This window comes from Lishizhenia sp. (assembly GCF_057456495.1).
On sequence record NZ_JBVCPV010000064.1, the window covers coordinates 1 to 14,808 of the forward strand.

The 14,808-nt window shown below is 36.1% G+C and carries 13 protein-coding genes; 8 read left to right on the forward strand and 5 right to left on the reverse strand.

The genetic code is table 11. From position 1 onward, the window contains the following. Both lepB and AC22ZQ_RS06435 read left to right on the forward strand, forming a co-directional pair. A partial coding sequence (lepB, locus tag AC22ZQ_RS06430) for a signal peptidase I (RefSeq protein ID WP_318957959.1) occupies positions 1–933 on the forward strand: 933 nt, incomplete at its 5' end. Continuing rightward, positions 933–1,526, forward strand: a complete 594-nt coding sequence (locus tag AC22ZQ_RS06435) for a WbqC family protein (RefSeq protein WP_318957960.1) — start codon at positions 933–935, stop codon at positions 1,524–1,526. The genes lepB and AC22ZQ_RS06435, both read left to right, overlap by 1 nt. Positions 1,527–2,378: 852 nt before the next feature. Here AC22ZQ_RS06435 and AC22ZQ_RS06440 read toward each other — a convergent pair. Continuing rightward, positions 2,379–3,752 (reverse strand): hypothetical protein, encoded by a 1,374-nt coding sequence (locus AC22ZQ_RS06440; protein WP_318957961.1) that lies wholly within the window; start codon positions 3,750–3,752, stop codon positions 2,379–2,381. A gap of 125 nt (positions 3,753–3,877) precedes the next feature. Between AC22ZQ_RS06440 and AC22ZQ_RS06445 the strand changes: the two genes are divergently transcribed. Next, positions 3,878–5,773 (forward strand): RecQ family ATP-dependent DNA helicase, encoded by a 1,896-nt coding sequence (locus AC22ZQ_RS06445; protein WP_318957962.1) that lies wholly within the window; start codon positions 3,878–3,880, stop codon positions 5,771–5,773. On the opposite strand, the gene AC22ZQ_RS06450 is transcribed toward AC22ZQ_RS06445, so the two are convergent. Then, positions 5,766–6,167, reverse strand: a complete 402-nt coding sequence (locus AC22ZQ_RS06450) for a TerB family tellurite resistance protein (protein WP_318957963.1) — start codon at positions 6,165–6,167, stop codon at positions 5,766–5,768. The genes AC22ZQ_RS06445 and AC22ZQ_RS06450 overlap by 8 nt on opposite strands. A gap of 16 nt (positions 6,168–6,183) precedes the next feature. Continuing rightward, positions 6,184–7,041, reverse strand: coding sequence for an alpha/beta hydrolase (locus AC22ZQ_RS06455; protein WP_318957964.1), 858 nt, complete (start codon positions 7,039–7,041; stop codon positions 6,184–6,186). Positions 7,042–7,256: 215 nt separating this feature from the next. On the opposite strand from AC22ZQ_RS06455, the gene AC22ZQ_RS06460 reads away from it, so the two are divergent. Beyond that, positions 7,257–8,066: a universal stress protein gene (locus AC22ZQ_RS06460; RefSeq protein WP_318957965.1), complete on the forward strand. Its 810-nt coding sequence runs from the start codon at positions 7,257–7,259 to the stop codon at positions 8,064–8,066. 133 nt (positions 8,067–8,199) lie between these two features. Beyond that, the gene (locus tag AC22ZQ_RS06465) at positions 8,200–9,063 is read left to right on the forward strand and encodes a hypothetical protein (protein WP_318957966.1); all 864 of its coding nucleotides are present in this window, start codon (positions 8,200–8,202) and stop codon (positions 9,061–9,063) included. Positions 9,064–9,155: 92 nt separating this feature from the next. On the opposite strand, the gene AC22ZQ_RS06470 is transcribed toward AC22ZQ_RS06465, so the two are convergent. Both AC22ZQ_RS06470 and AC22ZQ_RS06475 read right to left on the reverse strand, forming a co-directional pair. Continuing rightward, entirely contained in the window at positions 9,156–9,575 is a 420-nt protein-coding gene (locus tag AC22ZQ_RS06470; protein WP_318957967.1) for a hypothetical protein, read from the reverse strand. A gap of 71 nt (positions 9,576–9,646) precedes the next feature. After that, positions 9,647–12,526, reverse strand: coding sequence for an AsmA-like C-terminal region-containing protein (locus tag AC22ZQ_RS06475; RefSeq protein WP_318957968.1), 2,880 nt, complete (start codon positions 12,524–12,526; stop codon positions 9,647–9,649). 84 nt (positions 12,527–12,610) lie between these two features. Here AC22ZQ_RS06475 and AC22ZQ_RS06480 point away from each other — a divergent pair, with 84 nt between their 5' ends. The 3 genes from AC22ZQ_RS06480 to AC22ZQ_RS06490 all read left to right on the forward strand — a co-directional run. Then, positions 12,611–13,366: a hypothetical protein gene (locus AC22ZQ_RS06480; RefSeq protein WP_318957969.1), complete on the forward strand. Its 756-nt coding sequence runs from the start codon at positions 12,611–12,613 to the stop codon at positions 13,364–13,366. A 95-nt stretch (positions 13,367–13,461) separates the two neighbouring features. Next, positions 13,462–13,971, forward strand: a complete 510-nt coding sequence (locus AC22ZQ_RS06485) for a DUF6702 family protein (RefSeq protein ID WP_318957970.1) — start codon at positions 13,462–13,464, stop codon at positions 13,969–13,971. 1 nt (position 13,972) lies between these two features. Further along, positions 13,973–14,808: gluzincin family metallopeptidase (locus tag AC22ZQ_RS06490; protein WP_486756238.1), on the forward strand; the 836-nt coding region annotated here is incomplete at its 3' end.

Below are 14,808 nucleotides of genomic sequence, written 5' to 3' on the forward strand. Positions count from 1 at the left end.
ACTATTAGCAATCCAGATTCTTTATACGATGCAAAGTTAGAGGAAATCAAAACGAAGGATTTCTATGTAGACTGGAACACCTTCTTAAATGAACTCGAAGAGTGGAAAGCAAAAGCGCGTTATGAATTTGCAGTAAACAAAAGAACCTTTAGTCAAGGTAGCTACATCGACCACATGGGAGTTATTCCTCGTCCTGTTGATAAAAGAGAAAACTACATTAAACGATGCGTAGGAATACCTGGTGATAGTTTACAAGTAATCGATGCACAACTTTACGTTAATGGTTCGCCTGCTCCTATTTTTGAGCATCAAAACTTGCGTTATGAGGCTGACCGTAGTCAATTATCTTCCCTAATTGGAATGATGAACAGAATGGGCTTAGAAGAAAACAGAGATTACAGGGTATCTTATGATGATCAATCAAAAGCCTATTTATTCTTAACAGCTTCTGAGTACAAAGAATTAAGTCAGCATATCACGCTTACGCCTAAATTGGATGAGGACGTAGCGTACTACAAAGCTTTCGACGAGGTTGAAATGAAAATTAACAACTTAAGTTATTATCCTAAGCACCCAGATGTTCACAATACCTCTACCAATTTCCAGAAGTTTTACATCCCTAAAAAAGGAGATAAAATTAAACTGACGCGTAACAACGTAATTTGGTACAAAAGAGTAATTACTGCTTATGAGGGTCATAGCTTTGAAGAGAAAGAAGGACAATATTACATCGACGGTGAGCTTGCTAGCGATTACACCTTCGAAATGAATTATTACTGGATGATGGGAGATAATAGATACAATTCTGCTGACTCAAGAGTTTGGGGATTTGTACCTGAAGACCACATCGTTGGTAAAGCTTCATTGGTATGGTTATCTAAAAATCCAAATGGTGGATTTAGAACAGAAAGATTTTTCACTTGGATTAAATAATGTACAGCACTACAGTTTACTTTGGTCACCTTGCCTATTGGCAGGCACAAGTTAAAGCAGGTAAAATTTGCATTGATGCTAATGACCTATACAAAAAGCAGAGCTTTAGAAATCGTCAAGAGATTTTAAGTGCAAACGGTAAACAAGCTTTAAGTATACCTGTAGTGCGTCCAAATGGTTCTAATACCTTAAGTAAGGATGTAGAGATTAGTCAAGCCGAAAACTGGCAAAAAGACCATTGGAAGGCAATAGAAAGTGCTTATAAACACGCCCCCTATTTTTGGTACTACGGTGATCAAATCAAAGCGTTAATTTTTCAAGAGGAAAAGAACTTACTGAAATTCAATAAAAACATTCAACAAGCAATACTCAATTTCTTGTCGTTAGAGTTAGCAATTGAATTAACAGAAAACGCTCCAGCTATTGACAACAGCGAAGATTCACGCGTAATTTTTAACGATAAAAAGAAGAATTTTAATACCTCCCCTTACATTCAAGTATTCTCAGACAAGTTAAGTTTTGAGCCCAATCTATCTGTGTTAGACGCACTTATGAATTTAGGCCCAATGTCTCGGATGTTAATTATTTCTTAAAATAGACTTTACATTTGGTATAATCGTGAAAAAGAATTATATTAGTAATGATTTAGGTGGTTAGGTTAGGTTGATTAGTAAATGAGAAGTGGACGCCCGTCTGCTTCTCATTTGCATTTTTAGGCCTATCGTATTTAGCTCCAAATTAGCAATCCAAGAATTATTAAAATTAATACAGAACCAAGGTGTTCTACTTTAGATATTTAAACTATCTTTGTAACGATTTAGGTGGTTAGGTTAGGTTGATTAGAAAATGAGAAATGGACGCCCGTCTGTTTCTCATTTTCACTTTTAGGACCTTCCATTCTCCACGACTCCTCCACATCATTTACTATTTCATGATTTTTACATTTCTACCCGATCAATACAAAACACATCTGCTTTTTTACTATGCACGCGTAGATAACATTCGTCGATAAAAAAAGCTTATTTACATAAAAAATTGATGAACTCACATAATTTTAGAACCTCAAGAAAAAAATTGCCTTATCTTTGTAATGATTTAGGTGGTTAGGTTAGGTTGATTAGAAAATGAGAAATGGACGCCCGTCCGTTTCTCATTTTCATTTTAAGACCTTTCATTCCAACCCCAAACGATTTTCCTCATTGTCTACATCAGTGCTTACATGAACTTTATAAATTCCGCGTTTGCAAAAATCTACTATGCACACTTAATAATCATTCGACGACAAAATCCTGTCATTTGCGTACAATAAATAGAAACTGATATAATTTTATTTGATATTCCTAAAAATGAACTTATCTTTGAAATGATTTAGGTGGTTAGGTTAGGTTGATTAGAAAATGAGAAATGGACGCCCGTCCGTTTCTCATTTTCATTTTAAGACCTTTTTAATTCATAACCTGATCTCCATCCAAAACTTTTGCAGCTTCAAAATCAAAGATTAAATCTTCTTCGTATAAAAACTTCTTTTGTGTCGACTCAAAAGGTCTGTATATGTAATAGATCTTGTTATCTCTAATCTCCAACTTATCTACATACCTAAAATGTAGTTTCTGAGTGCGTAGTGCCATCCCCGTATTAGGATCTATCCACTTAATGTAGGTGTATCCCATTTTTTCATAAATACTATACACCTGTCCCGTAACATGATCCTGCAACAAAAGCTTTTCCCAGCCTGTTTGTCGCTCATCTAAATGGTAGTAAATATTCATACTATCTAATTTCTCCCCATCATCATTGAGAACGTACATATACTCCTTGTAGTGGTCAAACACAAAAAGACTATCGTTACGCATGAACATGGGAGCATAGATTTCTTCGTAATAAATACTTTGTGTAAAATAATTCGCCCCCACCCAAATACGCTTATCAATTCCAGTTTTAGACTCCATCTCCATGGCCCATAACTTAGTCCTAACATCCACCCATAAATATTCAGAAGTATATAAATCCATCATCAACTCATCTTCAATATTTAAGAGATGCTTATAGGTTGTGTCTAATTTATCCACGTACATATAATCCATCGCTGGGTAATCAGGATTGTAATTCGAGAAGTACATCTTCGTATGCACGGTATCCACAATGGGAGAAATGTATTTGAAGTAATATGATTTATCAATAGCCCCTAACTTAATAGCGTCGTATTCGTCCACATAAACCGTATACATTATTTTGGCACATTGAATATGAATATTTCCTCTAAAATCGCGTATCAATTTTTCAGCCTTATTGGGAACGCGAACGGTGCTTAATATTTCACCATTTTCGTAAAGCATAATTTGACTCCCTTTTTTCAATTTCTTTTCATAGGCCAAGAGTATTATTCTATTGCTTCCAATTAATTCAAAATCTGCAACACTTAACTCTTTTGAACCATAAACTGTATCTGGTAATTTGTTAGAAAAAATAGTTACTCCTTCTTGAGATAATCCATCAAATTCACAGTCTATTCGCAACAATAAAGTATCCTCATTTACAGAAATTAAAGCTTTGTCAAAAGCAGTAAAAACTGTGTCTTTAAAAATGTAATGCTTAATACTTAAAGCCACCAATTGATCTTTATTACCGATATTGAAATAAGCAAAACCTTCTGCATTGGTACTTGCCTGTATTTTTTCATTTTCAAGCTCTAATATCAAAGCAGCATTTTTCACTTTACTCTCCGTCTCCTCGTCGAACAGTTCTACTTTCAAAGTTGTGTTTTGTGCGTAACTCGCAAAAGTCAACAAAAACATAAAGAAGGGAATAGCGTTTCTCATGGTTAATTTGTTTGAAGTTTCTATTTTAAGGATGCTGAAAAGAATCATATTCCATAAAATCGAGACAAAGATTCTAAAAAATAATTTGTCAACGGCATATATTGATAAATTTGAGCGATAAGAAGATGAGTAAAAGTTTAGAGATATTAAGTAAATATTGGGGATACGAAAGTTTTCGTGGAAAACAGGAAGACATCATCAATAGCGCCATTTATGGGCATGATACTCTGGCACTTTTACCCACTGGAGGAGGTAAGTCTATTTGTTATCAAATTGCGGGATTAGCCAGAGAAGGTATATGTATCGTTGTATCTCCACTTATTGCTTTGATGCAAGACCAGGTAGATAACTTAAAAGCACGAGGTATTAAAGCCAAAGCAATCATTTCGGGCATGTCTAAACGAGAAATTGACATCACCTTGGATAACGCTAAGTTTGGTGGATTGGATTTTCTTTATGTTTCACCTGAACGACTGAAATCTAAACTTTTCCTTACCCGTTTTCAACAAATGAACGTTTCTCTGATAGCCATAGATGAAGCGCATTGTATTTCTCAATGGGGGCATGATTTTAGACCTTCTTACCGAGAAATTGCAAAGATTAGAGAATATCATCCCAATGTACCTATGATGGCGCTTACGGCAACAGCTACACCTGAGGTTAAAAATGATATTATTGAACAATTGGGTTTAAAGAACCTAAAGTATTTCGAAGGAAGCTTTTCTCGAGACAACATCAGTTACGAAATTTATAAGACAGAGAATAAGTTAAAAGACCTATTAGCACTTGTCGATAAATTTAAAGGCCATACAGGAATCATCTACTGCCAAACAAGAAAAGATTGTAAGCACATTGCCAAACTTCTTTTGTCTTACAAACATTTGGTAGGAATTTATCACGGTGGGATGGATGGAGAAAAACGGAACGAAAGTTTACAGGCCTGGTTAAGTAATCGCGTGCGCATTATGGTAGCCACTAACGCTTTTGGAATGGGAATCGATAAACCCGATGTACGTTTTGTAGCCCATTACCAAATTCCAAATTCTATAGAAGCCTACTTTCAGGAAGCAGGTAGAGCGGGAAGAGATGGAAACAAATCCAGAACCTTTGCCTTGTACGAAGATGAAGATCTTGTGTTGATGCGTAAGCAATTACAACAACAATTCCCTCCTATTGATGATGTTAAGCTCATGTATAGAGCTGTATGTAATTTTCTAAAAGTTGCCATTGGATCTGGAAAAGATGAAACCTACCCCTTTGATTTACGTGAATTTGCCAACAAGTTCAAACTAAACGTAGTTGAAGCCTACAATGCGCTTAAAATTTTAGAATTGAATGATGACATTGTGTTAAACGAAGCCATCCACCACCCTACTCGTCTTAAGTTTGTGATATCCAACGCGGGTGCATATAGCTTTCAGATTAAACACGACAATTACTCAGGACTCATTACCTGGTTAAGTAGAAGTTATGCGGGAATCTTTAGTGAGTTTGCAACCATAAGAGAAAAAGACCTGAGCAAACGCCTCCGAATAACAGAAAAGGAACTCGATAGGCAGCTTAAGTTTTTAGAAAACAACGGTGTGGTTGAAATTCAATGGAGAAGCGATTTACCACAAATCACCTTTACCCACGAGCGTTTACCGGATGATTATCTCCGTATCAAAAAAGAAGCTTACCAAAATAGAAAAGACATTGCTTTCAACAAGCTCAATGCAATGCGAGAGTTATTAAAAACTACAACTTGTAGAACGCAATTTATTCTTGCTTATTTTGGTCAAGAGTCTACCCCTTGTGGCACCTGCGATATTTGTAGGTCCGAAGCAAATTCAGAATTCTCACATGAACAGCTTAAAGGAGCTATACTAGAGATACTGGCTAGCGGTCATTTCAGTCTTGATCAGCTGAAAACAGAACTTAACATCATTGACAAAAAACAACTCATACGAGTTATAGATCATCTTATAGATGAAGAAAAGATCAGTTTTAATGCAGCCAACAACCTTCTGATACTTAATTAAAATTCTCCTTGAATATTGATAATAAGACTTGAGGCGGTACTACTTTGTTAGGATACTCATGCATTACGCGCAATACTTTTTGAACCGACATAGGATTGAGCCCCATGCGTAAAGCCACTTGTTTTAAAAACACTAATTCCTCACCACTGGTTTCAGCATCTACATTCATCAATAAAACCAATCGATGAAATTGAATAATTCGCTCTACCTCACCATCTGGATAATTACCTGGGCGTTTACTTTTTGCCGCTTGAACATAATCTTCCGGTGTTAATTCTAATCGTTTAGCAAGAGTGGTTAAAAAGTCCTCTTCTATTCCTTTTACATCATCATCAACTCTAGCTAAATCGATAAGGTCTGACAACAATTGTAATCTTTCTGCTTTATTATCCATCCCGATAAAAATAGCATTATTCTACTATTTCCACAGCGGTATTTTCTAAAACAAAATCCATGGTCACACCTAAAACTTCTGGATTAGTAAGCATACGGTAATGACCTATATTTTCAAAAAAGACGAGCTTACTGTCATGTGCAGAAGCATGTACACGTTTTGAATTATCGAAAGGTATTACTTTATCATATTTATCATGAATAATCAAAAGCTCATTGTAATTCACTTTTTCTAGTTTGTGTTGCACTGTGACCTGCGAGACATCTTCCTTTACCAGTTTTTCTGCTTCATTATAAACAGCTCCTAAAGTGTCTTCATTTAGTCCAAACATGGCCGCCAACTCAGAGAACATCATTTGTATAGATTCCGGAACCGTTAAGAAGACAAGACGCTTTGCGTTTACATCCAGTTCACTTAACCCATAGGCCGTAACTGCCGATCCAAATGAATGGGCAATAAAAGAAAGATTGCTTTTATCGTCAATACATTCTACCACTCTTTTAAACCGCTCTTTAGAGGCGTATAAATTCGTCTTCTTTAATTTAGACTTCCCGTGTGCCGGTAAATTAAAAGCGTAAAAACGAATTCCTGCATCATCGAGTGACTTTGCGATATCCTGCATCGCTGCAAGGTTAGAGTTCCATCCGTGTACCAAAACAACTTTTTGATCAGAATCAAGGTTATTGGTAATCACCGGAAAACTTTCTTTTTCATCTTCTAATATGATGGTTTCAAAAGCATCATAAAAACCGACCTCTCTTTCTCGAATAGTTTTTTTATTTGTCAATTGAAAAATCTCAAATGCTTGTTTCCCAGCCAATCGTGCCGAAAAGAATTGAAGGATTTGAATATATAATTTTATTAACTTTATCATAACATTACTATGCGTACATAACTGCAAATATACGATGCTTTTTTACGATTAATAATAAAGTGAAAAGAAATAAGGCCATTTCACCAACAAGTTAACATTTATTACGTTTAGTTTGCTAGTCGGTATTGTAACTTATTAAGACTTTAGTCTTTATATTTAAAGATGGTTTTACAACCCAATTATCATTACATTTGAATTAAAATTTGAACCCCCATATGAGCGCAAATTTATACATAGTTCCACACGATTTAACAGAACTAGGTGATAAGACATTAGAAAACACTATACTACTCGGAAGAAGAAGACACACGGCCATTTTACTCCTTCATCTTGTTGACAAAGAGTCTAAAATTGCAAAAGCAAAAGCGCACTTAGAAAAGGTAGTTGCCGATTCTATTTGGAAGGAAGGTGACCCTGAAATAAATATAGAAGTTACTGTAGGAAACATTTTTGATGATATAGGTAGAATTTCCGAAGAAAAGAACGCGCGTTTAGTTGTTATGGGAACCCATGGAGCTAAAGGAATGCAGAAAATTCTTGGTAGTTATGCCATCAAGGTAATTACTTCAACTTCTACCCCATTCTTAGTGGTACAAGACAGAGTTATTTATGAACCTATCACCAAGATTGTAGTACCCATAGATTTAACCAAAGAAAGTTTACAAATCATCAACTACGCTGCAGACTTAGCCTTTATGTTCGACGCCGAAGTTCATATTGTTGGGGAAAAACAATCGGATGCAAGATTGGCGAATCAGATCAAAATCAGAATTGCACTGGTGAAGAAAGAATACGAAGAGAAAAACGTTAAAAACGTAATCACTCTTTTGGGAGGGTCTGGCTCTTTCCAGAAAAAAGTAGTGAACTACGCCAAAGAGGTAAATGCAGAGATGTTTGCTTTAGCTTACCACTCTGAAAGTTTACTTCCTCAATTTGATGGATTTGCACAAACATTAATTACGAACTCGGATAAAAAACCGTGTTTGATTATCAACTCAGAAGAAGTTTCTAATAGTTACTTCTAGGGTGCAATAAGAAAGTTCAATCCTCCGATAAGTCGGGGGATTTTTTTTGCTTAAAACTTCCACAATTGCGCCGTTCAACTTTTACCTTCCAAATTATGACTTTTCGTATATATTTGTAAAAAACAGAAGGAAAATGCGCTTAGGACAGTTAGCCCGTAGATTAAGTATCAAAACAGATAAAATTGTAAAATTCTTAGATGAATCTAAGGATACTCAAATCGGCACGCATCCTAACACCAAAATTCCTGATGAATTTGTGGACGATGTAATCAACCATTTCAAACCAGAACCGATTAAAGAAATGAAGGCTGCGTTGGAGGCTATGGATGAGGAAGTGATTCCTACAACTGAAAGTGTCACAACGGAAGAAAAAGAGGATACCGAGGCAACTCAAATACCTGAAGCTACACCTAATATCCCATCAGATATTTCTAAAAAGGAAGAAGCGGAAGCACATCAAGAAATTGATGCAATCGAACCCATTGTTGAAGCTCAAACCGAAGCAACAGAAATAGAACTTAAAGAAGAGGAAGAAGAAGAGTTAAATATTGTTGACGGTGTTATTAAAGCTCCGAAACAAGAATTGGGAGGTGTTAAAGTAATTGGAAAAATTGATTTACCTGAGCCAAAAGCAGAACCACTTGAAGACGATACTGAGAATGAAACTCAGGAAGAGAAAACCGTTGAAATAGAAAAGCCCAATACAAAACCTAAAAAACAGGTAAAGCGCAAAACTCCTGAACAACGCAAAAGGCAACAAGAAGAAAGAAGGCGTAAACAAGAACTTGCTGAGCAAACAGCGAGAGAGGAACGCAAAAAAGAATTGGAGCAACAAAAGCGTAAAGAGCATTACCTAAAACAATTGGAAGAGCAAAAAGCAAAAGCTCCAGCCAAAAAGAAAAAGAAGGCAAAGCCAAATACAAAGAAAAAAGTAAAAAAGGAGGCTCCTAAAGGACTTTGGAAAAAATTCTTGTATTGGTTAAACGATAAAAATTAAGGGTGAACTAAACATTGATTTCACCTCATAAACTTCACATAAAAAAAAGCTGCTCAAGAGCAGCTTTTTTTTATTTCTTATTTTGAATCAGCTTATAGAACGATGTCCAATACCTCACTTCTAGACTTACCATCTATTAAGTGATTTAAGATTAGATCAAACTTTTCGTTCATACTCTCATCTGTAAATCCAAGAGCAATTCCATATTTTCTCACCAATTTCAATTCTTCTGTATCCGCTTCACCGTTTACAGCAACCATTTGCATCAATTGAATAAAACGCTCGTATCTTTCTTCTCTAGTTGTAGGTGCTACTGTAGGGAAGTTAGCCGGGTTTGCTTTAATCTCTGCAACTTGATCTGCTGACAATCCAATTCTAGAAGCGATTCTATCTAAAAGTGCTTGTTCTTGGTCATCAATACCACCATCAGCACTCGCAATTAATAAAAGGTTTCTGTAATGTCCTCTGTATTTTGCTTTCTCTCCTGATTCATATAATGCAGAAAATCCCATAATATTAGTTTTAAGTTTTCGCTCGTGAAAATAATTCAATTTTTTAATACTTCGTCGTTAAAAGCCACTTTCTACAAGGCATCCACTCTTTTTTGAGCATCGGCTAAAACTTTATCTGCTTTAGCATTGGCCTCATTTTCAACTTGAACTGCTTTTTCTTCAGCTTTCTTCTTGAGCTGATTTCCTGTGAGCTCCGCAGTTTTCTTTTTTACTGGATTAGAGCCTGCTTCATCCATTAATTTCTGAGCTGATTTATCAGCCTCTGCTCGAATGGCATCCGCTGCCTTTTTTCCCTCAGCTCTAATTTTTTCAGCGTTTCGCTCTGCCGCAGCCATTATTTCTTTTTTCTTCGCTTCTTTGGCAGCATCTAAATCCTCTTTAGCTTTATCTATCGTAGCATTTACCGTGTCCTTAACATTTTGTACACTTTCATCTACCAACTCTTTTACACCCGCTTTAATTCCTCCTCCTTGTTCTAACAAGGCCTCTTTTAAATTAGAACTTACTTTTGGATCAGTTATTTTGTTTCCAATTAAAGCTGTTACCGGAAGTTGAGCTGGTAATCCATCCATTTTAAAGCCAGGAATTTTATTCGCCTGTGCGATTGCCTTTTCCGCTGCTTCAACCGCAGACTTTGGAATCAAAGCTTTAGGTATTAACATCTTCAAAGTGTAATCTATATCTTGCTCTAAAGAAGTTGTACCCTCCACATTTGCCGTAATTCCCTGTCCGAAGTTTAACTTAAACGGCTTCACACTCAATTTACCATCCTCTACTGCAAAGAATGCTTTGACGTCTTTAAACTCTCTGTTATCTAGATTAGAAATACTCAGTACATCTTCCATCTTCTGCAAAGCCTTAAATCCTGAAACTTTTACAGCCTGTGTAAACAAATCTCCATTGGCCGTAAGGGAATTGTAATCTGGCGTAAAATCTGCATTTAGATTTGTCGACATAGAGAAATTAGAACTAATTAATCCTTGCGCATATTTAGCAATAGGTGCCATTTGCTCTACAGTCATAAAGTTTTGCGTCAAAGCTTGAATATTCAATTTTTTCAAATCATAGGCAAAATCTAATTTAGGTGTTGCATGATCTTGCGTATTGTAAGTACCGTTTAACACTACTCCTCCACCCAAGGCATCCATTTTTAAATTAGAGATACTCGCCTTCTCATCGCGTAACACAACATCTCCTGTTACGTTATCGATCTCCATTCCATCGTAAATCAACTTATCTATTTGAGCCTTTAAGACAAAATCGATATTGTCTGGCACTAAAATCACTTCATCACTACTTGTTTCCTCAGAAGCTGGCGTCTCCTCTGTTGCAGTTGCAGCCTCTTCTGAAGCAGGCATTAAATCATCCATATCTAACAAGCTAGACGAGTAATTAAAGCTTCCTTTCAGTGGTTCATCTTTTAAAGCATAAGCCAAATAGTTATCTACTGTTCCTGAAGCATTAAAATCACTTTTACCCATTTTAGCCTTCAAGTCTGTTAATTGCATGTCTTGAGGAGTAAATGAAAATGCTAAGTTTTCAACTTCCACAGTTTGTGGCAAATCTGGTGAAGCATAAACCATGTCTTTCAGACTTAAACTACCCGATGCTTTAAATTCATCATAAGCCTCCTTTTCTATGCTCGAATATCTACCTTCTAGCGCTAAATCAGACGTTAGCTTTCCATTGTAACTTTCTCCTTCTGCCAATGGCATTACCTGATCTAAAGTTGCTAAATCAACATCGGCAAAAATACCCGCTTTGATATATGGATCTGTCATGGTATTGCGCAACTTCATATTTGCGTCTAAAGAGTTTCCTGCAAATTTCGCTGTGAAATTATTGATGTCTAGCGTCATCTTATCCATATCAGCTCCTCCAGCAAACTTTGTATTCAAATCAATATTGATATTATCTATCCCCTGAGGTAAATCCGGGTAATTGATAGAGGCATCATCCACCTTCATATCTATATCCCAACCTGGCATATTCACATCATCCATGGTACCTTTCACCCAAGCATTCAACGCCAACTTTCCTCCAGTAGCCATACTTTCATAACCTGTCGTGTAAAACGCAGGAATCAACGATAGTAAATCTTTAAATTTAGTTTCTGCAGTAATTAATTTCAGGTCCATTTCATCTCTTCCCTCTAGCATTGCATAATAGCCATCCAAACTTGCTTTTAAGGCATTTAATTCAAATACGTTTTCTGTAAGGGTGAACTTCATGGTTTCCGCTGTCATCTCCATAAGCATTCCCACATCCAGTTTCGTATTCACTTGAGATAAGTAATCAATACCGTCGTAATTAAATGTAAGAGATTCCATATCTGCTCTTGTATTCACTTCATATGCATCTCCATTGATTCCGACATCACCTCCAAGATTTAAAGCTAACATTTCCATGGCCATATTCCCTGCTTTATCTGTGTAGACAATATCTCCATTATTTATTGCAAACTCTTTCAACTTGAACACAAAATTCGAAGCTGTATCCGCAGGATTCTCTGCAGCAACTACAGAATCTGGCTTCATAATATCATAATTCGCCATTCCATTTTCCAGTACTTGCACATTGACCTTTGGTTGATCTAAAGCAATACCTTCCACTTCTATCTTGTCTCCAGAAACAACACTCCAAAAATTAAGCTTTGCTTCAAAATTGTCGATATTTACTAATTCAACCCCTTCAAAATCTTCTTTCCCTGTAAGTTTCAATCCTTCCAATTGAATACTCATTTTAGGAAAACTGGAAATAAAGGTTAGGTCAAAATCTTTCAAATCAACTTTCGCTAAAAGATATTTATCAGCTTCTTTCAAAGCCATGTTTTTCAACTCATCTTTAAAGAAATAAGGAATGGCTATAAGCGCAATAACAAGCAACAATATGCATACACCTAGTCCTCTAAAAATTCGTGCAAAAACACTTCTTTTCTTCTTTTTTGTCATGTTCTATTAATTATAATGTGGTTATTTTTACTTTACTTTCCGTCGTGTAGTGTGAGTATACGCCTTAATTTTTATCTTTCCAATATGAAATCGAAATTAATGACTTTAAAACATATTAACGTTGTCACTTTGTTATTATTTGCAAATTTCTCCTTGTCACAAATCACCACAGGAGGAAATGTAATAAAAGACCCCAGAAAAGAGTCGTTACCTGAAAAAAGAGTAGATACTACCAACACTGAATTTTATTTTCAGTTTTCACCACAATTCACTTTTCGAACACTGGAAGAGTCGCCAGCACCTTTCGGTAAAGAATTGGGAAGAAGAGCTTCTGAATATGGGCTTTGGTCGAATTCAATATCGGTAGGTATGCGCAATAGAATCCACAACAATTTCTTTATTGATTTCGGATTAGGTTTTTCCTCAAATAAAGAAGGGAACCAATACCAGAGTAATGACACCAGTTATGTAACGTCAAGAAGCTACAGGCATTTCGCCGTACCCATAAAATTTAGTTACATCACAGGTGGAGATTTATCTTTCTACGCAAGTGTTGGATTTACACCTAAGGCATTTTTCAATGTTTTGTACACAGAAGAATACACCTTTCAAAATGCCCCACGTGACAGAGAAGTCGTAGAAGACCAAGGTTACTCTTCTTTTCTGGTTGATTTAACTGCCGCTTCTGGATTTCGATTGAGAATGAGTGATGGTTTTGGAATTTACGCTGGTCTTGAAGCCCGAAGACAATTAAACAGTAATTACTCGGATCAATATCCTTACATAAGAAAAGCCTACGCGCTTGGTTTTAATTTAGGTTTATACTTCCCTATCGATTAATCGATTTTTCCACTAATCCATAAAATTGGCAGACTTGTATAAAAACGACTTCCCAGAGAACATTAATCTTTTATTTTTGTTAAAAATTTAGACGAATGAATTATATGAAGTTAGGTGTCTTGGCCCTGTTCTCTATTTTTATGATGAGCAGTTTTGCACTACATGAATACTTTTTTGGATTTGCTGAAATGGAGTTTAATGAGAAGGATCAAAAATTTGAAATTTCCATTCAAACTACAGCCCACGATTTTGAACATCACATGGAACACATGGGAGTTGCGTTAGGTCATATAGAAAAGCTAAACATAGAAGATAGTCTTTTCCAATTGGCACTTGCTGAAGTCAACAAAGGTTTTAGCATGAGCAAAGACGGCAAAAGTTTAGAATTGACGTGCATTGGTTTTGAAGTGAACCTAAAGGATGAATTATTCTTCTATTTACAATCAGAAACAACAGATAAAAAAGGAAGCTGGGACATTGAGTTTGACTTAATGATGAACAGTTATCCAAAACAACAGAATAAATTAAACTATGTTGAAAACGGTAAGAAAACAGCTCTTACATTTTTATTCAGCAACAAAGAACGTACGCTAGAAATCAAATAACATGAAAAAACTATTGGTATTATCAGGATTGATTTTAGGATCTCTCCACGCCTTAGCACAACCGGGTTACAACAACAACAAGTTTAAACAATTACACGAAGAACTTCCTACTCCAAACGTATACAGAACAGCCTCTGGTGCACCAGGACATGAGTACTATCAGCAGCAGGCCAACTACGATATTAAAGTTGAGTTGAACGATGAGGACCAAACCATTCACGGTGAAGAAACGGTTACTTATATCAATAACTCTCCGGATAAATTAGATTACTTATGGATGCAATTGGACCAAAATGTGCGTTCAATGAATTCGGTTTCTAAATTGATTACTGTAGAGAGCATGGAAAGCTTCTACAGCATACAGGCCATTCACAACAAATTATTTGAATTTGATGGAGGGTTTAAGATTGACTACATCAAAACAACGAGCGGAAAGAAAATGACCTTTGCGATCAACAAAACAATGTTGCGCATTGATTTAGAAGAACCATTAGCTCCGGGAGAAAAAATCTCTTTTGATTTAAAGTGGATGTACAACATCAACGATAGAATGAAAATAGGTGGTCGATCTGGTTACGAATATTTCAAGGAAGAAGACAATTACATTTATACGATTGCTCAGTGGTTCCCACGTATGTGTGTATACAACGACGTAGAAGGATGGCAAAACAAGCAATTCTTAGGAAGAGGTGAATTCTCACTTCCTTTTGGTGACTATAATGTAGAAATTACAGTTCCAGAAGATCATGTAGTAGGTGCCACAGGTGAATTGCAGAACGCAAGTGCAGTTCTTAGCAGCGAACAAAGAAAAAGATTAAAAGAAGCAGCAAGTTCAGA

Excerpts from the sequence above, each read along its gene's own strand:
- AC22ZQ_RS06435 (WP_318957960.1), top strand. The coding sequence starts at position 933 with ATGTACAGCACTACAGTTTACTTTGGTCACCTTGCCTATTGGCAGGCA.
- AC22ZQ_RS06440 (WP_318957961.1), bottom strand. The coding sequence starts at position 3,752 with ATGAGAAACGCTATTCCCTTCTTTATGTTTTTGTTGACTTTTGCGAGT.
- AC22ZQ_RS06445 (WP_318957962.1), top strand. The coding sequence starts at position 3,878 with ATGAGTAAAAGTTTAGAGATATTAAGTAAATATTGGGGATACGAAAGT.
- AC22ZQ_RS06450 (WP_318957963.1), bottom strand. The coding sequence starts at position 6,167 with ATGGATAATAAAGCAGAAAGATTACAATTGTTGTCAGACCTTATCGAT.
- AC22ZQ_RS06455 (WP_318957964.1), bottom strand. The coding sequence starts at position 7,041 with ATGATAAAGTTAATAAAATTATATATTCAAATCCTTCAATTCTTTTCG.
- AC22ZQ_RS06460 (WP_318957965.1), top strand. The coding sequence starts at position 7,257 with ATGAGCGCAAATTTATACATAGTTCCACACGATTTAACAGAACTAGGT.
- AC22ZQ_RS06465 (WP_318957966.1), top strand. The coding sequence starts at position 8,200 with ATGCGCTTAGGACAGTTAGCCCGTAGATTAAGTATCAAAACAGATAAA.
- AC22ZQ_RS06470 (WP_318957967.1), bottom strand. The coding sequence starts at position 9,575 with ATGGGATTTTCTGCATTATATGAATCAGGAGAGAAAGCAAAATACAGA.
- AC22ZQ_RS06475 (WP_318957968.1), bottom strand. The coding sequence starts at position 12,526 with ATGACAAAAAAGAAGAAAAGAAGTGTTTTTGCACGAATTTTTAGAGGA.
- AC22ZQ_RS06480 (WP_318957969.1), top strand. The coding sequence starts at position 12,611 with ATGAAATCGAAATTAATGACTTTAAAACATATTAACGTTGTCACTTTG.
- AC22ZQ_RS06485 (WP_318957970.1), top strand. The coding sequence starts at position 13,462 with ATGAATTATATGAAGTTAGGTGTCTTGGCCCTGTTCTCTATTTTTATG.